This is a genomic window from Streptacidiphilus rugosus AM-16, assembly GCF_000744655.1.
GTDB lineage: Bacteria > Actinomycetota > Actinomycetes > Streptomycetales > Streptomycetaceae > Streptacidiphilus > Streptacidiphilus rugosus.
Window position 1 is genome coordinate 342,135 of sequence record NZ_JQMJ01000004.1, and the last position, 18,164, is coordinate 360,298.

The following is an 18,164-nucleotide window of genomic DNA, read 5'->3' on the forward strand; positions in this document are numbered from 1 at the left end:
TCCTCTCGTACTTCGGCTCTCAGGAGAGAGACATGCCCACCGACATGACGGTCCCCCAGACGACTTCTGCCTACCGATATATCCAGCCCGGCGCCCGCAGCCCGCGCGCCCGCTGGGTGGCCCTCGGCGTGCTCGTCCTGGCCGTCCTGCTCGTGGCCGTGGACGCGACGGTGCTCGTCCTCGCGCTGCCCTTCATCAGCGAGAGCCTGAACCCCTCCGCACCGCAGCTGCTCTGGATCGGCGACATCTACTCCTTCGTCATCGCCGGTCTGCTGGTCAGCATGGGCTCGCTCAGCGACCGGATCGGCCGCAGGCGACTGCTGCTGATCGGCGCGGCCGCCTTCGGCGCGGCGTCCCTCCTGGGCGCCTACGCGCCCAGTGCGGCCTGGCTGATCGCGGCCCGTGCGCTGCTCGGCGTCGCCGGTGCGACGATCATGCCGTCCACCCTGTCACTGATCCGCACCCTCTTCCCCGAGGACCGTGAGCGCGCCCGCGCCATCGGCATCTGGGGCGCCGCGGCCACGGCCGGCGCGGCGGCCGGTCCGCTGCTGGGCGGCGTGCTGCTGGAGCACTTCTGGTGGGGCTCGGTCTTCCTGATCAACGTCCCGCTGGTGCTCGTGCTGATCGTGCTCGGCCGCCGGCTGCTGCCCGAGTCCCGTGACCCGAAGCCGGGCGCCTGGGACCTGCTCAGCGTGGTGCTGTCGCTGGTCGGCATCATCGGCGCGGTCTACGCCGTCAAGGAGGCCGCCGTCTCCGGCCTGGCCCGCCCCGACGTCTGGCCGGCCGCGGTGCTCGGCGTGGGCTGCCTGGTCGCCTTCTGGCGTCGTCAGCTGCGGCTGCCGATGCCGCTGCTCGACGTCAGGCTCTTCGGCGACCGCCGCTTCACCGCCGCCGTGCTGGCGGCGCTGATCGCGCTGATCGGGCTCTCCGGCGTGGTCTTCTTCCTCTCCCAGTACTTCCAGCTGGTGCGTGGCTACTCGCCGCTGCAGGCCGGGCTCGCCGACCTGCCGGCCTTCGCCGGTTCGACGCTGGGCGCGCTGGCCGCGGCCTGGCTCGCGGGGCGCTTCGGCCACCGGCGCGCCCTGGCCGGCGGGCTGCTGGCCATGGGGCTCGGCCTCGGCCTGCTGGGCTGGGTCGACGCGTCGACCCCCTACCTGCTGATCGGCGCGGCCTTCGCGGCGATCGGCCTGGTCGAGGGCGTCGTCTACGCGATGTCCACGACGATGGTGCTGGACGCGGCGCCCGCCGCGAAGTCCGGCGCGGCCAGCGCGGTCTCGGAGACCGCGTACGAGCTGGGCACGGCCCTCGGTATCGCCCTGGTCGGCACCGTGGTCACGGCCATCTACCGCTCGGGTCTGGTCCTGCCGGCCGGCGTGCCCGCGGGCAGCGCCGCCGACGCGAAGAACTCACTGGGCGGGGCCGTCCAGACGGCCCACAGTCTGCCGGGTGCGACCGGCGAGGCCCTGCTGCACTCCGCGCAGACCTCGTTCGTCCACGGCATGAACGTCGCGGCGCTGCTCTCGGGCGGCCTGCTGGTCGCGGCCGCGGTGCTCACCTGGGCGCTGCTCGGCCGCCGCAGGGCGGCCCGGGGGCAGGAGCTCACGCCCAGGAGCTGATCCGTTCGCGCAGCGAGCGGGCGTCCAGGCCGTGGGCGGCGATGTGCTCGTCCATCGTGCCGTAGTGCCGCAGCTCCTCACGGGAGACGCCGAGGCCGAGCACCCGGTGCGGCCGGTCCGCCAGCGCCTCGCTGACGAACGGCGTGGAGGTGCCGGCCAGGTAGGGCTCGACGAGGACCACGTCGGCGCTCGCCCGGCCGGCGAGCGCGGTGCGCAGCGCGGCGTGGTCGAAGGGGCGGACGGTCGCGGCGTACAGGACCGTGGCGTCCAGCCCCGCCACGGCGCGCAGTACCTCGTCCAGGACCGGCCCCACCGCGACGACCACGGGGCCGGTCGCGCTCTCCCTGACCGTCAGGAACCGTCCGGGGGTGATCGGCCGTGCGCTCGCGTTGGTCTGGGCGGAGAGCCGCAGGTAGACCAGGCCGTCGCCGGCCGCGGCGTCGCGCAGCAGCAGGTCGGCCTCGTCGGCGTGGCCGGGCACGTGCACGGTCCAGCCGGGCAGGGTGTCCAGCAGTGCGACGTCGGCCGGGGACATGTGGGTGCGGCCGCCGGCCGGCCAGTCGTACGAGCCCAGCGCGCTGACCAGCACCGCGCCGACGCCCTGGTGTCCGAGGTCGAGCTTGACCTGCTCGAAGGGCCGTTCGACCAGGAAGCTGGCGAAGGTGTGCGCGATGGGCCGCATGCCGGTCAGCGCGAGCCCGCCGGTGGCCCCGATCAGCAACTGCTCCCTGATTCCGACGTTCAGCACGCGGTCGGGGTGCGCGGCAGCGGCCGAGTCGAATCCGGCGGCGGAGATGTCGGCGAGGACGACGGCGAGCCGGGGGTCCTCGTCCAGCAGGGCGGTGGCGGTGGAGATGAAACGGTCACGCATGGCGGGTGCTCCTGGGTCTGGGTGGGGCGGGTTCGGGGGCGCGCGTCGGATCAGTTCTTGGGCTCGACGACCGCGACGACGGCGTGCGGGCGGTCGGGGTGGGGTCGGGTGTACGCCTCGAGGAGGGCGTCGTGGTCGCGGCCGTCGACGGTCACCGCGGACCAGCCGGCGGCGGTGAAGCGGGAGGCGATGCCGCCGGTCCAGCCGTGGGTGGCGGACTGGTTGTCGATGACGATCGTGTGCAGCCGGTCCAGCCCCGCCGCACCGGCGTAGGCCAGGGCCTCGTGATTGCTGCCCTCGTCGAGCTCCGCGTCGCCGATCAGCACCCAGACCGCGGGGTCGGTCAGCCCCTGGGCCCGAAGTCCGAGCGCGGTGCCGACGCCGAGCGGCAGGCCGTGGCCGAGGGAACCGCTGCCGATCTCCACGCCGGGGATCAGGGTCCTGTCCGGGTGGTGGCCGAGCGGCGAGTCGTAGCGGCCGAAGGTGTCCAGCACGGCGGGGTCGAGAAAGCCCTTGGCGGCCAGGACGGCGTAGTAGGCCATCGGCCCGTGGCCCTTGGACAGCAGGAAGCGGTCGCGGTCCTGGGCGTCGGCGGTGTCGGGGGTGATCCGCAGCACCCGGTCGTACAGGACCCAGAGCGCGTCGAGGGTGGAGCTCGCGGCCGGGCCGTGCTTCTCGGCGCCGGTCATGCGGCTCATCAGGTGGGCGAGGTCGGTGGCGGTGCAGGCATCTGCCGTGGTCAACGTCATGGCATGATCGTGCAACTTCAAGCGCACTTGAAGTCAAGCGGCGGATCCGAAATGATCGAAAGCCGGGAGGGAACCTGGTCGAAGGAAGGGAAGGGCTCCGATGACGGCGCTTCGGGACCGGCTGACGATCGGCGAACTCGCCGCCCGCAGCGGACTGGCCACCTCCGCGCTGCGCTACTACGAGGAGCTGGGCCTGATCAGCTCGGAGCGCACGGCGGGCGGTCAGCGGCGCTACCACCGGGCGATGCTGCGCCGGGTCGCCTTCGTGCGCGCGGCGCAGCGGGTGGGCCTCTCCCTGGAGGAGGTCGGCGCGGCGTTGGCCAGGCTGCCGCAGGACCACGCCCCGACGGCCACCGAGTGGGCCCCGGTCGCCCGTGCCTGGCAGCACAGGATCGACGACCAGATCGCCGAACTGCAGCTGCTGCGCCGGAAACTGGGCGGCTGCATCGGGTGCGGCTGCCTCTCGCTGAAGACCTGCGGTCTCTACAACCCCGACGACACCGCCGCCGAGAACGGCGCGGGAGCCCGCTACCTGCTGGGCGACCAGCCGCCGACGCCCTCGCCGGCGGCCAAGTAGGACACGGCCGAGCAGGACACACCTTGGGAGTTCACGGCGCGAGCAGGTCCCCGGGACCGGCCGCGGGCGCGGCGCCCGGGCCGGGGCGGAACAGGTACCACTCCGTGCCCAGGAACAGCTCGCGCAGCCGCGCGTCCTCGAAGGCGGTGACCCGCCCGCCTCGCGCGAACTCCGAGGCGTGGGCCCTGACGGCCGCCCACTTCACGTCGAGCCACGGCCGCACGTCGACCACCGCCGCGATCCGCTCGTCGGGCGTGCAGGGAAGTGAGGGCGGCGCCGTGGTGTCGGAAACCGCGTCGGACGGCGGTCCAGCGGCCGCGCGGAGCCGGGACTCGGCGATCGTCGCCAGCCAGAGCGAGGGCGCGGCCCACGCGGGCCCCGCCTCGGGCTCGACATACCGGTTCGCCGCCGCCTCGACGGCGGCCAGTACCGCGCGGTGGACCCGGACGTGGTCGGGATGGCCGGAGATCCCGGCCGCGTCGTAGGTCACCACCGCCGCCGGACGCAGCGCCCTGATCCGCTCCACCAGGCGCGTCACCAACTCGTCGAAGGGCGCGGCACAGAGCGAGCCGCGGCCCGCGCCGAGGTGGCCGGAGTCCCGGTACGGGAGCACCGAGGACTCCGCGACGCCCAGCACCCCGAGCGCCTCGGCCAGCTCGCCGACCCGGGTACCGGGTGCGGCGGCCGAGGTTCCGTCCGCCAGCTCGCCGTTCGTGCAGGTGACCACGGCCGTGGCCCGGCCGCGTGCGGCGTACCGGGCGAGCAGGCCGCCGGTCCACAGCGACTCGTCGTCCGGATGCGCGTGCACGGCGAGCAGCGCGTGGCCCGGCTCCCTGGTCATCCCTGCTCCTCCCGGGCTACCAGCAGCCCTCGACCGTCGCCGCCAACGCGTCCTCGCCGCCGCGGGCGGCGGTGATGTTCGGCGCGCTGTTCTCCACGAAGGCGAAGGACTTCCAGCGCCCGTCCTTGCCGACCGTCACTCCGGCCAGGGCTATGGCGTCGTGCAGGGTGCCGGTCTTCGCCCGGACCTTGCCCTTCGCGCAGTCGCTCGGCCAGGTGGTGAACCGGCCGTAGCCGGGGCCGAGCGTCCCGTCGACGCCCGCGACCGGAAGCCCCGGCAGGATCGGCCACAGGACCGCGTTGTAGCGGGCGTCCACCGCCAGCCCGGCCAGGGTGACCAGCGCGGACGCGGTCATCCTGTCGCTGCGCGACAGGCCGCTCGCGTCGTACATGACCACCCCGCTCTGCGGCACGCCGTAGCGCGTCATCGCCCAGCGGACGGCGGCCGTGGCCCCGCGCCAGTCGGCGGTGCGGCCCTGGGCCAGCGCGGTGAGCCTGGCGAAGCCCTCGGCGTTGTCGTTGTCGCTCTCCTTGAGCATGTACTCGATCTCGGAGGCGAGCGAGCCGGAGGTGTGCGCGGCGAGCAGCCGTGAGCCGCCCGGTGCGGTGGCGTGTCCGGCCGAGGTGGCGTGGATCCCGTGGGTGCCGAGCTGGTAGGCGAAGACGGTGCCCGCGTGCAGCGAGGTGTCCATCACCCGGTCCCCCAGCAGCGCCAGCGCCCGGACCGGCGCTATCTCGCCCGGGTAGTAGCTCGACGGCCAGCCGGGCGACAGCGTCGGCGCGGGAAAGAGCGAGTCGTCCACGCGCAGCGTGACCGAGGTGCGGTGCTGCGCCTTCAGTGCGGCGGCCGTGGCCGCGGCGAGGGCGTTCAGGTCGGCGCTGGTCAGGTGCTGGTCGCCGCCGCCGACGAGGTAGAGGGTGCTGCCGTCCAGGAGCGCGCGGGTCTGCTCGGTGTGACGGGTCCCCAGCACCGTCAGCGCCGCCAGCGCCGTGGCCAGCTTGGCGCTCGACGCGGGCATCAGCGTCGTCCCGGCGTTGCGGGACCAGACGACGCGTCCGGCGGCGACGTCCATCACCTCCCCGCCCGCGTGCGCGCCCAGATGCTCCGCGGGGAAACGGGAGTTGAGCTTGGCCGCGATGGTCCGGTCGGCGGCGGTAGGGCCGCCCGCGGCGGTCGCGGTCGTCACGCCGAGCGACAGCGCGGAGAGGGCCGCGACCGCGGTCAGGCAGGCGTTGCGAAGAGTACGGCGAGGCCGAGACATGACTCCCCCACGACCGCGCTGATCGGGTCAGCCGGCCGGCTGGTCTCAGTGGGCGGGACGGGCGGGACTGCACGAGGTGACAGACCGACCGAGTCTGCCAGGACCGCGCGTCCGACGGTAGATCAACACTCCGGGTCAGAACGCCCGATACCGCCCGGCGCCCCCGAAGCCGTCGGCCCCGTCAGGGGCGCGAGGAACTGCCCGAGCAACCACCCTGAGCGAATGCGCCCTTCACGTTCAGAACCATCCCGGTGCCGAGCCCGCCCGACGGCCCGCCGGGGGTGGTCACTGCACCGCGGCCGCCACCGCCAGGCGGTCCACCGCCGCCCGCAGGCTCGCCGGGCGCAGGCTCGACGGGGGACCGGTCACGGACCGCCAGCCCGGGCCTCCCAGCAGCAGCAGCGGGGTGTGCCGCGCCCCGGCGACCCCGAGCGGAAGACCCATCAGATCGGCTGCCAGCTGGGGCCCCGCGGTGGCGCGGGACTGCGACCAGAGCAGCACGGCCGCCGGGCCCAGGCGGCGGTACGCCTGCGCCAGCGCCAGCGGCGGAACCGCCGCTCCGAGCATCCGGAACGCGACGCCCCTGGCGGCCAGGGCCGCCGCCACCGCGTCCAGCGGCAGGGTGTGCTCCTCGCCGGGGGTCGCCGCCAGCAGCACCACCGGTCCGCGCCGCGGCACGACCGCGGCGTGGCGCCGCAGCTCGGCGGCGACGTGCCAGGACAGCAGGTGCTCGACCTCGACGTAGGTCTCCCCCAGCGCCGTCCAGCGCCGGCCGGCCGCACGCAGGGCCGGGGCGATGACGTTCTCCCAGGCGCCCTCCACACCCCAGTGGTCCAGGGCCGCCGAGAGGAGCTCCTGCACGGCCGGCGCGTCGAGCCGGTCCGCCGCCCGGATCAGCCCCCGCGCCTGCCGCCTGCCCGCCGCGTCGCCCCCGCCCTGCTCGCGCCGGTCGCCGCCCCCGGCGTCCCGGCCCGCCGGACGGGATTCGTCCGGATCGGGCTCTGACGCCCACGCGGGAAGCGGCCCGAGAACGGCACTGCGCGCGGCCTCGGCCGGGGGGTGGCCCTGGGCGGTGAGCCGGCACATCACCTCCAGCCGGGCGATGTCCGCCGCCGTCCAGCGGCGGTGGTGTCCCTCGGCGCGCTGCGCCGGTCCGATGCCGTACCGCCGTTCCCAGGAACGCAGTGTGACCGGCGAGACGCCGAGGCGGCGCGCCACCTCCCCGGTCGGCAGGCCGATCTCCGGAGCGGTGTGAGCAGGCATGGGCTTCCTCCGGGTGCGTGCTACTGGGACCACCCTGTCCGAGAACGAACGGAGGGCACCCATCGCATCGATCCTGCATCGTCCTTATCGATGCGGCATCGCTGCCCTTCGTGGTCCCCCGCGCCCGGCGGGACCCTGGAAGGGCATTCCGTCGACCAGGGAGGGCCCATGGTGAACGCCTCGTCTCCCCCGCCTGCCACCGCAACCGGGGCGTTGTGCCTGGTCACCGGTGCCACCGGCTACATCGGAGGACGTCTGGTCCGCGAGCTGCTGGCCGCCGGACACCGGGTCCGCTGCCTGAGCCGGGATCCGGACCGGCTGCGCGACCAGCCCTGGGCCGACCGGGTCGAACGGGTGCGCGGCGACCTGTGCGACCCGGCCACGCTCGGTCCGGCCCTGAAGGACGTCGAGGTGGTCCACTACCTGGTGCACTCGCTCGGGAGCGGCCCCGACTTCGAGCGCACCGAGGCGACCGCGGCGCGCAACCTCGCCGAGGCCGCCGCGGCGGCGAACGTCCGCCGGATCGTCTTCCTCGGCGGGCTGCTGCCGAGCGGCGTCGCCCCCGAGGCGCTCTCCCCGCACCTGCGCTCGCGGGCCAGGGTCGGGGAGATCCTGCGGTCAGGGCCGGTGCCGACGGCAGAGCTGCGGGCCGCCGTGGTGCTGGGCTCGGGATCGGCCTCGTTCGAGATGCTGCGGCACCTGACCGAGCGGCTGCCGGTGATGGTGACGCCCCGTTGGGTCCGCACGCTGATCCAGCCCATCGCGGTCCGCGACGTGCTGCGCTACCTGGTCGCGGCGGGCGAGCTGCCGCCCGAAGTGAACCGCAGCTTCGACATCGGCGGCCCCGACGTGCTGAGCTACCGGGACATGATGCTGCGTTACGCCCGCGTCGCCGGGCTGCCGCACCGCGTCGTGCTGCCCGTCCCGGTGCTGACGCCGGCGCTGTCCAGCCTGTGGGTGGGTCTGGTCACCCCCGTGCCCGGCGGTCTGGCGCGGCCGCTGGTGGAGTCGCTGCGGCACGAGGTCGTCTGCCGGGAGAGCGACATCCGGCGCTGGATCCCCGATCCGCCCGAGGGCCTGGTCGGCTTCGAGGACGCCGTCCGCCTCGCCCTGGCACGGATCAAGGACGCCGACGTGGCGACCCGCTGGTCCTCGGCGCCGGTCCCCGGCGCGCCCAGCGATCCGCTCCCCACCGACCCGGACTGGGCGGGCGGTTCGCTCTACGAGGACGTGCGGCAGTCGGCCGTCGGGGCGAGCCCGGCGGACCTGTGGCGGGTGGTCGAGGGCATCGGCGGCGAGAACGGCTGGTACTCCTTCCCGCTCGCCTGGGCGCTGCGCGGCGTGCTGGACCGGGTGGTGGGCGGGGTCGGCCTGCGGCGGGGCCGCCGCGACCCGCACCGGCTGCGGATCGGCGACTCGCTGGACTTCTGGCGGGTCGAGGAGATCGATGCGGGCAGCCTGCTGCGGCTGCGCGCCGAGATGCGGCTGCCGGGTCTGGCCTGGCTGGAGCTGCGGGTGCAGCCGGACGGGCCGCTGCGCTCCCGCTACCTTCAGCGGGCCGTCTTCCACCCGCGCGGCCTGGCCGGGCACCTGTACTGGTGGAGCGTGGCGCCCTTCCACGGCATCGTCTTCGGCGGGATGGTGCGCAACATCGCCCGCGAGGCCGCCCGCGAGCGCCCTGACCCGGCGCGGCGAAGGCAGGGAAGCCTGGTCGGCCGGATCTGAGCGGGCGAGCGATTCCTTTTCCCTCCGACGGCGGTCTACCTGGTCGAGGGGCCGGCCCGGCGAAGGGGCGGCCCGCCGACGAAGGCCGAGAGCGAAGAGGAGCTGATCGCCGTGAGCGTTCCCGCCACCATGCGCGCGCTGGAGCAGAGGTCGCACGGAGGTCCGCAGGACCTGCGGCTGGTCGCCGACACGCCGGTCCCGGTGCCGGGCCCCGGCGAGGTCCTGGTCAAGGTCGCCGTCGCGGGGGTGAACTTCGCCGACGTCTCCCGGTCCCGTGGGACGTTCCTCGGTGGCCCGCAGCCGCCCTACCTGGCGGGCTTCGAGGCCGCAGGGGAGGTCGTGGCGGCAGGGGAGGTCGTGGCTGCGGCGGGCACCGGCCCGCGCGCCGGGTCGCTGGTCGCGGGCGTCGGGGAGGGGGCCTTCGCGGAGTACCTGGTCCTGCCCGCGGCGGGGGCGATGCCGGTGCCCGAGGGATGGACGGCCGAACAGGCGCTGGGCCTGGTGGTGAACTGGCCCGCCGCGCTCGCCGCACTGCGGCCGCTCGGCCGGCTCGCCGCCGGGGAGACCGCGCTGATCCACGCGGCGGCGGGTGCGACCGGTCAGGCCGCGGTGCGGATGGCGAAGCACTACGGCGCGACGGTCATCGCGACCGCGTCGCGGGGCAAGCACGACACCGTGCGTGCACTCGGGGCCGACCACGTGCTGGACTCCAGGAGCGGCGACCTCGCCGCCGAGGTGCTGCGGCTGACCGGCGGCGCGGGCGCCGATCTGGTGCTGGAGTCGGCAGGCGGATCGGCGTTCGAGGCCTCGCTGGCCGCGGCCAGGCGGGTGACCGGCCGCGTGGTCGTCCTCGGGCTGGCGGGCGGGGAGGCCGCGGTCACCAACCGGGATCTGGTCTACCGGCACCAGGTCCAGCTCGTCGGCCTCAACATCGGGGTGCTGATCGGGGCCGCGCCGCAGGTCTTCGGCGAGGTCATGGGCGAGCTCTCGACGTTGGTCTCCGCCGGTGTCCTGCCGCCCGCCGCGCCCACCGTCCGTCCGCTCGCCGACGGCCCCGAGGTCCTCGCCGAGCTGGAGGCCAGGGCGACCGTCGGCAAGCTCGCGCTGCGCCCGTGACGGCGACCGCGACGGCCGCCGCCCCGGCGGCCGTCTCCCCGGCCGGGTCGGTTCTCCCGTCCTACACTCGCGGCATGACGGCGCATCCGCAGGAGGCCGCGGACCAGGAGCGCTTCACCGCGGAGACCGAGCGGTTCCGCAGGGAACTGCTGGCGCACTGCTACCGCATGGTCGGTTCGGCGCAGGACGCCGAGGACCTGGTGCAGGAGACGTATCTGCGGGCCTGGCGTTCCTACCAGGGCTTCGAGGGCCGCGCGTCGGTGCGGACCTGGCTCTACCGGATCGCCACCAACGTCTGCCTCACGGCGCTGGAACCGCGCCGGATCCGGGTGCTGCCCTCGGGACTGACCGGGCCGTGCGACGGGTCCGAGGGGCGGCCGCGGCAGGTGCCACCGGGTGAGGTGGCGTGGCTGGAACCGCTGCCGGAGCGCTGGATCGCTTCGGCCGGCGACGATCAAGCCGGACGGGATCCCGCCGCCGCGGTGGTCGCCCGAGAGTCGCTGCGGCTGGCGCTCATCGCGGGGCTGCAGCACCTGCCCGCGCGCCAGCGCGCGATCCTGCTGCTCCGCGAGGTGCTGGTGTTCTCCGCGAACGAGACCGCGGAGATCCTGGGCACCACCGCGGCGGCGGTCAAGAGCGGGCTGCAGCGCGCCCGCGCCCGGCTGGACGAACTCGACCCCGAACCCGAGGCCCTGCTGGAGCCGACCGACGAGCGGGCGCGGGCGCTGCTCGACGGCTACGTCGCCGCTTTCGAGCACGCCGACGCGCGGCTGCTGGAGGCCGTGCTGCGCGCGGACGCGACGCTGGAGGCGACGCCGTTCCGCGACTGGCAGGCGGGCCGGGTGAACTGCCTCCGGATGCTCGACGCGTACGTCCTGGGCGCGCCGGGCGACTGGCGGATGCTCGCCACCACGGCCAACGGCCAGCCGGCCGCGGTCGAGTACCGGCGGGACGCCGACGGGGTGCTGCGCGCGCAGGGGGTCGTGGTGCTGACCCCGACGGCGGGCGGCGTCGCCTCCGTGGTCTCCTTCCACGATCCCGCGCTGGTCGCGGTGTTCGGCTTCCCCGAGGTGCTCGCGCCGCGCTGAACCGCGCCTCGGCGAACCGCTGCGCGAACGATGCGCTGTGCATCGTTCCTCGGGCCTGGATTTGCTGGGGCGTGGCGAGGGCCTCCCCCGACGGCACGTCCGTAGGCTCTCGCTGCGCGGCGGCCGGAACGGCCGAAATGGCGGGCCCGTCCCCGGCCGCCGCACCACGGGGTGACGCGACGGGTGTCCCCTGCCAGGAAAGGCGCCACGGCATGACGGTCCGGATCTGCCTGTTCACCCGCGATCTGCGGCTCGCCGACAATCCGGTGCTGTTCGCGGCCTCGGCGGGCGGAAGGGCGGACGTCGTCCCGGTGTTCGTCAGCGATCCCGCCGTCGCGGCCGCCGGGTTCGCGGCCCTGAACCGGCTGGCCTTCCTGCACGACTGCCTGGCCGATCTGGACCGGGGTCTGCGCGCCTGCGGCAGCCGGCTGGTGGTGCGTCACGGACCGGTCGCCGAGGACGTCGCGCGGCTGGTGGAGCAGACCGGCGCGGTCGAGGTGCACACGGCCGCCGACCACAGCGCGTTCGCCCTCGCCCGCGAGGAGCGGCTCCGCGCGGCCCTGAACGGTCTCGGGGCCAGGCTGGTCACCCACGAGGCCGTGCTGACGGCCGTCGCGCCGGGCACGGCGGTGCCGACCGGCTCCGACCACTACGCGGTCTTCACCCCGTACCTGCGCCGCTGGTCCACGGTGCCGCTGCGGACGCCGCTGCCCGCGCCGCGCCGGCTGCGGACCCCGGCCGAGCCCGCGTCGGAGGCGTTGCCGGCCCGCCCAGGACCGAGTTCGCTCTCACCGCTGCTGGCGGCCGGCGGGGAGGTGGCCGGGCGTCGCCGGATGACCCAGTGGCTGGACCACCACCTGGACGCGTACGAGGACGAACACGACGCCCTGGCGGACGACCTGACCTCGCGTCTCTCCCCCGACCTGCACTTCGGCACGCTGTCCGCCGCTGAACTCGTCCAGCGGGCCAGGTCCGCGCCGAGCGCCGGGGCGCAGGCCTTCGAACGGCAGGTGGCCTGGCGCGACTTCCACCACCAGGTGCTCGCCGCCCGGCCGCAGGCCTCGCGGCAGGACTACCGTCCCCGTCACGACACCTGGCGGGACGCTCCCGAGGAGCTGCGGGCCTGGCAGGAGGGTCGTACCGGGTACCCGCTGGTGGACGCGGGCATGCGGCAGCTGGCCGCGGAGGGGTGGATGCACAACCGGGCCCGCATGGTCACGGCGAGCTTCCTGTGCAAGACCCTCGGGATCGACTGGCGGGAGGGGGCGCGCCACTTCCTCTCCCTTCTGGTCGACGGCGACGTGGCCAACAACCAGATGAACTGGCAGTGGGTCGCGGGTACCGGCACCGACACCCGGCCGAACCGCGTGCTCAACCCCACGGCCCAGGCCAAGCGCTACGACCCCGAGGGCGAGTACGTCCGCCGCTGGGTGCCCGAGCTGGCCCGGCTCAGTGCGCCCGCGATCCACGAGCCGTGGAAGCTGCCCCCGGGTCTGCGGGCCGAACTCGGCTACCCGGAACCGCTGGTGGCGCTCGACGAGGCCCTCGCCAGGTTCCGCCGCCGACGGGGCGCCGACTGACACCGCCCGGCCCGCTACTGTTGCCTACCGACTGGTAACCAAGCGCGCCCGAGTCCCCGAGGTGTCCGATGACCGACAGCACCCCCGCCCCCGCCGCCGCGTCCCCCGCCGCTCCGTCCGCCACCGCGCTGGCGGGGCTGCTCGCCGTCGCTGGGGCGACGCACTTCCTCGCGCCCAAGCCCTTCGACGCGATCGTGCCGCGGGCCCTGCCGGGGCGGGCCAGGACCTGGACGTACGTGAGCGGCGTGGCCGAGCTGACGGTCGCGGCGGCGCTGGCCAACCCTCGGACCCGCAGGGCGGGCGGCTGGATGGCCGCCGGTCTCTTCCTGGCCGTGCTGCCCGCGAACGTGCAGATGGCGCTGGACTGGCAGGACCGGGCCCCGGCGCTGCGGGCCGCGGCCTGGGGCCGGGTGCCGCTCCAGGTCCCGCTGGTGGTGCGGTCGCTGCGGATCGCGCGGGCCGGCCGTCGCGGCTGACCGACCGGGCCGACCCGCCCCGGTCGTCAGCACCGGTCTCGTCCACCCCTCAGGGCCAGGGACGGGCCGAGTCGGCTGACGGGCCTGGCCGAGGTCTGCCGGCGGGGTCGACCGCCGACGGGCACCCCGATCATGCGTGCCGTGGGGGCGCGCCGTAGTCTGCAGGCATGAGTGACTCCATGGCACGGACTCCCCGGGAAACCTTCGACCTGCTGATGGCGGGCAACCAGCGCTTCGTCGCGGGCTCGCCGGAGCACCCGAACCAGGACGCCGCCCGCCGTGCCGAGGTGGCCCCCGGCCAGAGCCCCTTCGCGGTGCTGTTCGGCTGCTCCGACTCGCGCCTGGCCGCCGAGATCATCTTCGACCGCGGCCTGGGCGACCTGTTCGTCGTCCGCACCGCCGGTCACGTGATGGGTCCCGAGGTGCTCGGCAGCATCGAGTACGGCGTGAGCCTGCTGGGCTGCCCGCTGGTGATCGTGCTGGGCCACGACTCCTGCGGCGCGGTGGGCGCGGCGCGTGACGCCGTCGGCGGGGCTCCCGCGGCGGAGGGCTACGTGCGCGACGTGATCGAGCGTGTCACGCCGAGCATCCTGGCCTCCCGCGCCGCCGGGCACACCGAGGACTCCGACTTCATAGCGGAACACGTCCGCGCCTCCGTCGACCTGCTGCTGGACCGCTCCCGCGCGCTCAGCGAGGCGGTGGACGCCGGCCGCACGGCGGTGGTCGGCCTGTCCTACCGGCTCACCGACGGCACCGCGAACGTCGTCACCACCCGCGGCCTCGACGCGGTCGGCGCCGCCGTCTGACGTCCGCCCCGCCCGCCGCGCCCGGTCAGACCCGGCGCGGCGGACGGGGGAAGAAGCCGCTGGTGCGGGCCCGGTAGGCGGCGTAGCCGGGACGGTCGGCCATGTGCCGCTCCAGCAGCGCCTTGCCGCTGCCCGCGGTGAGCAGGAAGGTCATCGTCAGCGGCGAGACCACGGTGGCGGCGGCGACCGCGAGGCCGGTGCAGGCGAGCAGGTACAGGCCCCACCAGACCAGGAAGTCGCCGAAGTAGTTGGGGTGCCTGGTCCAGGCCCACAACCCCCGGTCCATGATCCGGCCGCGGTTCGCCGGATCGGCCTTGAAGGCGCGCAACTGCCAGTCGCCGACCGCCTCGAAGGCGACACCGGCCCCCCAGACCAGCGCCGCCACCACGGCGAGCACGCCGACCGGCTCGGGCGCGTAGCAGGCCGCCTGCACCGGGAGCGAGATCAGCCACACCAGCGCGGCCTGCAGCAGGTAGACCATCCGCAGCGCGTACCAGGCCCGGCGGGCGGCCCCCGGCCCGGCCTTGGCGAGCATCCGCTCGTAGCGCGGGTCCTCGCCGTGGCCGCGCCCGCGCCAGGCGATGTGCAGGCACAGCCGCAGCCCCCACGCCACCGTCAGCGCGGTGACCAGCGCGCGCCGTCCGGGGTCCCCGTGGCCTCCCGCCGCCGCGACGGCGCAGGAGGTCACCGCGACGGCCGCGAAGGCGAGCCCCCAGGCGCTGTCGACGATCCGGTGGATCCCCTTGACCAGGGCGATCGCGAAGGTCGCCAGCAGTACGGCGAGCGCCGCGCCCGCGGCGGCGGCGAGGTTCGCCGCGAACGCCGCCCACGGGAAGGCGTTCACCGCGCCGACCTCGGCTCCGGCCGACCGGGGCCGTCCCACCCGTCGCGCTCCTCGCCCCGCCCGGCGGATCCGGCCGGACGGCGGGCCAGGATCTGGTCGACGCCCATCCTGCCCTGCTCGAAGGCGAGCGAGCCGCCGACGAGATAGAGCCGCCAGACCCGCGCGGTGACCTCGCCGACCATGGCGGTGAACTCCTCCCAGCGCTCCTCGAGCGTGTCGTGCCAGGCGTCGACGGTGGCCACGTAGTGCTCGCGCAGCGCCTGCACGTCCCGGATCTCGAAGCCGGCCCGCTCCAGCAGCGCCAGCGTCCCGCTGAGCGGCCGCATGTGCATGTCCGGGGCGATGAAGGACTCGATGAACGCGCCGCCGCCGGGGGCGTTCGCGCCGCGCGACATCTGCTGGACCAGCAGCCGGCCGCCCGGAGCCAGAGCCCGGTGCAGCAGCCCCGCGAAGTCGGGGTACTGGTCGTCCCCGACGTGCTCGCCCATCTCGATCGTGGTGACCGCGTCGAACCCGGCCGCCTCGACGTCGCGCCAGTGCTGGTGCCGGATCTCGACGCGGTCGCCCAGGCCCTGCTCCTTCACCCGGTCGCGGACGAAGCGGGCCTGCTCCGCGGCCAGAGTGACGCCGGTGGCGTGGACGCCGTGGTGCCGGGCCGCATGCAGGACCAGCGCGCCCCAGCCGCAGCCGATGTCCAGCAGCCGCATGCCGGGGCGCAGTTCGAGCTTGCGGCAGATCAGGTCGAGCTTGTCGCGCTGCGCGTCGGCGAGGGTGTACCCGTGCTCGTCGCTCGCCCAGTAGGCGCAGGAGTAGGCCATCGAGGGGTCGAGCAGCAGCGCGTAGAAGTCGTTGGACAGGTCGTAGTGGTGACTGATCGCCGCCCGGTCCCTGGTCCGGCTGTGCAGCGCACCGCGCAGCCTGGCCTGCCCCTGCGGCGCGGCCGGGCGTGGGCCGACCGCGCCGAGCCGGGCCGCGGTGACCGCGGCCCGCGCCAGCGGCCCGACCCCGGGCCGCTGCCGCACCAGCCCACGCTGCTCCACGGCCTGACGGACCGCCCGCAGCGCCTCGCGCAGGTCCCCCTCGGCGTCCAGCTCGCCGCTCACGTAGGCCTGGGCGAGGCCGAGTTCGTCCGGCTGCCACAGCAGACGGCGCAGCGCCCGCCGGGAGCGCAGGACCAGGGTGGGCGCACCCGGTGCACCGGCGGTGCTGCCGTCCCAGGCGCGCACCCGCAGCGGCGCGGGCGAGCCGGTGAGCTCCTCGATCAGCGGCAGCAGCCGGGCCGCCGCGCCCGACTCCGCGCGGCGGTCGCGGGCGCCGCGGTCCGCGGTGGTGGTCATGCGCCCTCCGCGCGGGTGAGCAGGATCTGCCGGACGTCCAGGTAGCCGGAGCGGAACCCGGCCTCGGAGTAGGCGAGGTAGAGGGTCCACATGCGGCGGAACGCCTCGTCGAAGCCGAGCTCGGCGACCTCGTCCGCGTGCGCGGTGAACCGCTCGCGCCACAGCCGCAGGGTCTCCGCGTAGTGCTGCCCGAACCCGTTGCCGCCGCTCACCCGCAGCCGGGTGTGCGCGCGGGTGGCCTCCTCGATGGCCTCGTTGGAGGGCAGCATCCCGCCGGGGAAGATGTACTTGTGGATCCAGGTGTAGGTGCGGCGGGTGGCCAGCAGCCGGTCGTGCGGCATGGTGATGGCCTGGAGGGCGACCCGGCCGCGCGGGGCGAGCACGGAGTCGAGCGTGCGGAAGTAGGTGGGCCAGTACTCGACGCCCACGGCCTCGATCATCTCCACGCTCACCACGGCGTCGAAGCGGCCGTCGCGCAGCGGCTCCAGCCGCCGGTAGTCCTGGAGCCGGATCTCGACCGCGTCCGCGACCCCGGCGGCGCGCACCCGGTCGAGCGCGAGGTCGTGCTGCTCCTGGGAGAGCGTCAGCGACAGGACGGTCGCGCCGCGCCTGGCCGCGCGGATGCACAGCTCCCCCCAGCCGGTGCCGATCTCCAGCACCCGGCTGCCGGGGCCGACCCCGGCCAGGTCCAGCAACCGGTCGATCTTGGCATGCTGGGCCCGTTCCAAGTCCTCCCAGCGCGCAGGCAGTTCGGCGAAGACGGCGCTGGAGTAGGTGAGCGAGTCGTCCAGGAAGAGCCGGAACAGCTCGTTGGACAGGTCGTAGTGGGCACGGATGTTGGTGCGCGAGGCCGCCTCGCTGTTGGCGCCGTGCGGCTGCCGTGACTCCCACAGCCGCCGCAGCCGCTGGAGCGAGGGCGGCACCAGCGTGGTGAGCTGCTCGGCCATCACGGTCAGCGCGCCGGGCAGGTCGGGCGCGTCCCACTCGCCCGCCTGGTAGGACTCGCCGAAGCCGATCAGACCGTCCTCGGCCAGCCGGGCCGTGAACGCCTCGGGGTCGTGCACCTGCAGCAGCGGGCCTCCTCGTCCCAGGATCCGCTCGCCCATCAGGACGCGCAGCGGAAGCCGGCTCAGTGCGCGGGTGATGACCGCGCGGGCCACGGCCGTGCGCAGCGGTGAACTCTCGGGGACGCGGACGACGTCGGCCCAGCGTTGCGGGTCGATCCGGTCCCGCAGGAGCGGCTGGGTCTGCTGCAGGGTCACTTCATGCCCTCCTGGGGCTGGTGGCGGTTACGCGGGACGACGGGCAGTCCGCGCAGGTAGAGGCGGATGCCGTGGAAGCGGATGGCGAGGGTCGCGGCCAGCGGCGCGAGCGGGTGGCGCAGCGCGGCGGCGGCCAGGGCCGGGAGGGTGCAGGGGCGTCCGACGCCCTTCACGGTGGCGGTGAAGGCCCGTGCGGCGTCCAGGTCCAGATGCACGGTCAGGTCGAGGCGCTCGCCCGGAGTGGGCAGCCGCATCCGGTAGCGGCCGGCGACCGGGAGGAACGGGGAGACGTAGAAGGCCTTGTCCGCGGCAGCGTCGCGGGCGGCCTCCGGGCCGAGCAGGTAGGCGTGGCGGCCGCCGTAGGTGTTGTGGACCTCGGCGACGACCTGGCGCAGCGCGCCGTCCTCGTCGTGGCACCAGTAGACGCTGAGCGGGTTGAAGACGTAGCCGAACACGCGGGCCTGGGCCAGCATCAGCACCCGTCCGCGCGCGGGCGCGGCCCCCTGCCCGGCGAGGAAGCGGTCCAGACCGGCGCGGATGGTGGGCCCGGCCCCGTCGAAGTGGTCGCGGCCGCGGAAGCCGGCCAGCGGGCGGAGCGGGCGCGGCAGGACGGGGAGGGCGTCGAGGTCGACGAGCCAGTAGTAGGTGCGGTGGTCCAGCGCGTAACGCTGCCGTGCGGTCCTGACGTGCCGGACCCGGCTGTCGTAGAGCATCGCGCCGACCGGCGGGGTCGCGCCGGACGCGGTGCCGGC

The 18,164-nt window shown here is 75.0% G+C and carries 17 protein-coding genes; 8 read left to right on the forward strand and 9 right to left on the reverse strand.

Annotated elements, in window-relative coordinates; genetic code table 11:
- The first annotated feature begins 32 nt into the window (after positions 1-32).
- On the forward strand, positions 33-1,616 hold the full coding sequence (locus BS83_RS10370; RefSeq protein WP_037603518.1) for an MFS transporter: 1,584 nt from the start codon (positions 33-35) through the stop codon (positions 1,614-1,616).
- On the opposite strand, the gene BS83_RS10375 is transcribed toward BS83_RS10370, so the two are convergent.
- Positions 1,600-2,487 carry a transketolase family protein gene (locus tag BS83_RS10375; protein ID WP_037603519.1) on the reverse strand — a complete coding sequence of 296 codons (888 nt, stop codon included), beginning with the start codon at positions 2,485-2,487 and terminating at the stop codon, positions 1,600-1,602. The genes BS83_RS10370 and BS83_RS10375 overlap by 17 nt on opposite strands.
- A 50-nt stretch (positions 2,488-2,537) precedes the next feature.
- On the reverse strand, positions 2,538-3,236 hold the full coding sequence (locus BS83_RS10380) for a thiamine pyrophosphate-dependent enzyme (protein WP_037603520.1): 699 nt from the start codon (positions 3,234-3,236) through the stop codon (positions 2,538-2,540).
- Positions 3,237-3,336: 100 nt separating this feature from the next.
- Here BS83_RS10380 and soxR point away from each other — a divergent pair, with 100 nt between their 5' ends.
- The gene (gene soxR / locus BS83_RS10385) at positions 3,337-3,813 is read left to right on the forward strand and encodes a redox-sensitive transcriptional activator SoxR (protein WP_037603521.1); all 477 of its coding nucleotides are present in this window, start codon (positions 3,337-3,339) and stop codon (positions 3,811-3,813) included.
- Between the two features lie 31 nt (positions 3,814-3,844).
- On the opposite strand, the gene BS83_RS10390 is transcribed toward soxR, so the two are convergent.
- The 3 genes from BS83_RS10390 to BS83_RS10400 all read right to left on the reverse strand — a co-directional run bounded on the left by BS83_RS10390 (position 3,845) and on the right by BS83_RS10400 (position 7,178).
- On the reverse strand, positions 3,845-4,654 hold the full coding sequence (locus BS83_RS10390) for a PIG-L family deacetylase (protein ID WP_037603522.1): 810 nt from the start codon (positions 4,652-4,654) through the stop codon (positions 3,845-3,847).
- A 16-nt stretch (positions 4,655-4,670) separates the two neighbouring features.
- On the reverse strand, positions 4,671-5,915 hold the full coding sequence (locus BS83_RS10395) for a D-alanyl-D-alanine carboxypeptidase (RefSeq protein ID WP_037603523.1): 1,245 nt from the start codon (positions 5,913-5,915) through the stop codon (positions 4,671-4,673).
- A gap of 285 nt (positions 5,916-6,200) precedes the next feature.
- A complete protein-coding gene (locus BS83_RS10400) occupies positions 6,201-7,178 on the reverse strand; it encodes a MerR family transcriptional regulator (RefSeq protein ID WP_157597110.1) in 978 nt (325 codons plus the stop codon).
- Positions 7,179-7,346: 168 nt separating this feature from the next.
- Here BS83_RS10400 and BS83_RS10405 point away from each other — a divergent pair, with 168 nt between their 5' ends.
- The 6 genes from BS83_RS10405 to BS83_RS10435 all read left to right on the forward strand — a co-directional run bounded on the left by BS83_RS10405 (position 7,347) and on the right by BS83_RS10435 (position 13,969).
- Complete coding sequence (locus BS83_RS10405) at positions 7,347-8,903, forward strand: SDR family oxidoreductase (protein ID WP_037603524.1); 1,557 nt, start codon at positions 7,347-7,349, stop codon at positions 8,901-8,903.
- Positions 8,904-9,014: 111 nt separating this feature from the next.
- The gene (locus tag BS83_RS10410) at positions 9,015-10,019 is read left to right on the forward strand and encodes a zinc-binding dehydrogenase (protein WP_037603525.1); all 1,005 of its coding nucleotides are present in this window, start codon (positions 9,015-9,017) and stop codon (positions 10,017-10,019) included.
- A 74-nt stretch (positions 10,020-10,093) separates the two neighbouring features.
- A complete protein-coding gene (locus BS83_RS10415) occupies positions 10,094-11,107 on the forward strand; it encodes an RNA polymerase subunit sigma-70 (RefSeq protein ID WP_037608614.1) in 1,014 nt (337 codons plus the stop codon).
- Between the two features lie 212 nt (positions 11,108-11,319).
- Positions 11,320-12,687: a cryptochrome/photolyase family protein gene (locus BS83_RS10420; protein ID WP_037603526.1), complete on the forward strand. Its 1,368-nt coding sequence runs from the start codon at positions 11,320-11,322 to the stop codon at positions 12,685-12,687.
- Between the two features lie 68 nt (positions 12,688-12,755).
- Complete coding sequence (locus BS83_RS10430; protein WP_051942902.1) at positions 12,756-13,163, forward strand: DoxX family protein; 408 nt, start codon at positions 12,756-12,758, stop codon at positions 13,161-13,163.
- 167 nt (positions 13,164-13,330) lie between these two features.
- Positions 13,331-13,969: a carbonic anhydrase gene (locus BS83_RS10435; protein WP_037603527.1), complete on the forward strand. Its 639-nt coding sequence runs from the start codon at positions 13,331-13,333 to the stop codon at positions 13,967-13,969.
- Positions 13,970-13,994: 25 nt separating this feature from the next.
- Here BS83_RS10435 and BS83_RS10440 read toward each other — a convergent pair whose 3' ends face one another.
- From BS83_RS10440 to BS83_RS10455, 4 genes are read right to left on the reverse strand one after another with little or no spacing between them, the layout of a single operon-like run.
- Positions 13,995-14,813 carry a DUF1295 domain-containing protein gene (locus BS83_RS10440; RefSeq protein ID WP_037608617.1) on the reverse strand — a complete coding sequence of 273 codons (819 nt, stop codon included), beginning with the start codon at positions 14,811-14,813 and terminating at the stop codon, positions 13,995-13,997.
- Complete coding sequence (locus BS83_RS10445) at positions 14,810-16,150, reverse strand: SAM-dependent methyltransferase (RefSeq protein ID WP_037603528.1); 1,341 nt, start codon at positions 16,148-16,150, stop codon at positions 14,810-14,812. Before BS83_RS10445 ends, BS83_RS10440 begins: the two co-directional genes overlap by 4 nt.
- A complete protein-coding gene (locus BS83_RS10450) occupies positions 16,147-17,412 on the reverse strand; it encodes an SAM-dependent methyltransferase (RefSeq protein WP_051942903.1) in 1,266 nt (421 codons plus the stop codon). Before BS83_RS10450 ends, BS83_RS10445 begins: the two co-directional genes overlap by 4 nt.
- Complete coding sequence (locus tag BS83_RS10455; protein WP_037608619.1) at positions 17,409-18,125, reverse strand: DUF1365 domain-containing protein; 717 nt, start codon at positions 18,123-18,125, stop codon at positions 17,409-17,411. Before BS83_RS10455 ends, BS83_RS10450 begins: the two co-directional genes overlap by 4 nt.
- Between the last annotated feature and the right edge of the window lie 39 nt (positions 18,126-18,164).

Bases quoted from the DNA above. Each gene is read 5' to 3' on its own strand.
- BS83_RS10375 (WP_037603519.1), bottom strand. From the start codon at position 2,487: ATGCGTGACCGTTTCATCTCCACCGCCACCGCCCTGCTGGACGAGGAC.
- BS83_RS10405 (WP_037603524.1), top strand. From the start codon at position 7,347: ATGGTGAACGCCTCGTCTCCCCCGCCTGCCACCGCAACCGGGGCGTTG.
- BS83_RS10415 (WP_037608614.1), top strand. From the start codon at position 10,094: ATGACGGCGCATCCGCAGGAGGCCGCGGACCAGGAGCGCTTCACCGCG.
- BS83_RS10400 (WP_157597110.1), bottom strand. From the start codon at position 7,178: ATGCCTGCTCACACCGCTCCGGAGATCGGCCTGCCGACCGGGGAGGTG.
- BS83_RS10420 (WP_037603526.1), top strand. From the start codon at position 11,320: ATGACGGTCCGGATCTGCCTGTTCACCCGCGATCTGCGGCTCGCCGAC.
- BS83_RS10445 (WP_037603528.1), bottom strand. From the start codon at position 16,150: ATGACCACCACCGCGGACCGCGGCGCCCGCGACCGCCGCGCGGAGTCG.
- BS83_RS10370 (WP_037603518.1), top strand. From the start codon at position 33: ATGCCCACCGACATGACGGTCCCCCAGACGACTTCTGCCTACCGATAT.
- BS83_RS10380 (WP_037603520.1), bottom strand. From the start codon at position 3,236: ATGACGTTGACCACGGCAGATGCCTGCACCGCCACCGACCTCGCCCAC.
- BS83_RS10395 (WP_037603523.1), bottom strand. From the start codon at position 5,915: ATGTCTCGGCCTCGCCGTACTCTTCGCAACGCCTGCCTGACCGCGGTC.
- soxR (WP_037603521.1), top strand. From the start codon at position 3,337: ATGACGGCGCTTCGGGACCGGCTGACGATCGGCGAACTCGCCGCCCGC.
- BS83_RS10430 (WP_051942902.1), top strand. From the start codon at position 12,756: ATGACCGACAGCACCCCCGCCCCCGCCGCCGCGTCCCCCGCCGCTCCG.
- BS83_RS10435 (WP_037603527.1), top strand. From the start codon at position 13,331: ATGAGTGACTCCATGGCACGGACTCCCCGGGAAACCTTCGACCTGCTG.
- BS83_RS10390 (WP_037603522.1), bottom strand. From the start codon at position 4,654: ATGACCAGGGAGCCGGGCCACGCGCTGCTCGCCGTGCACGCGCATCCG.
- BS83_RS10455 (WP_037608619.1), bottom strand. From the start codon at position 18,125: ATGCTCTACGACAGCCGGGTCCGGCACGTCAGGACCGCACGGCAGCGT.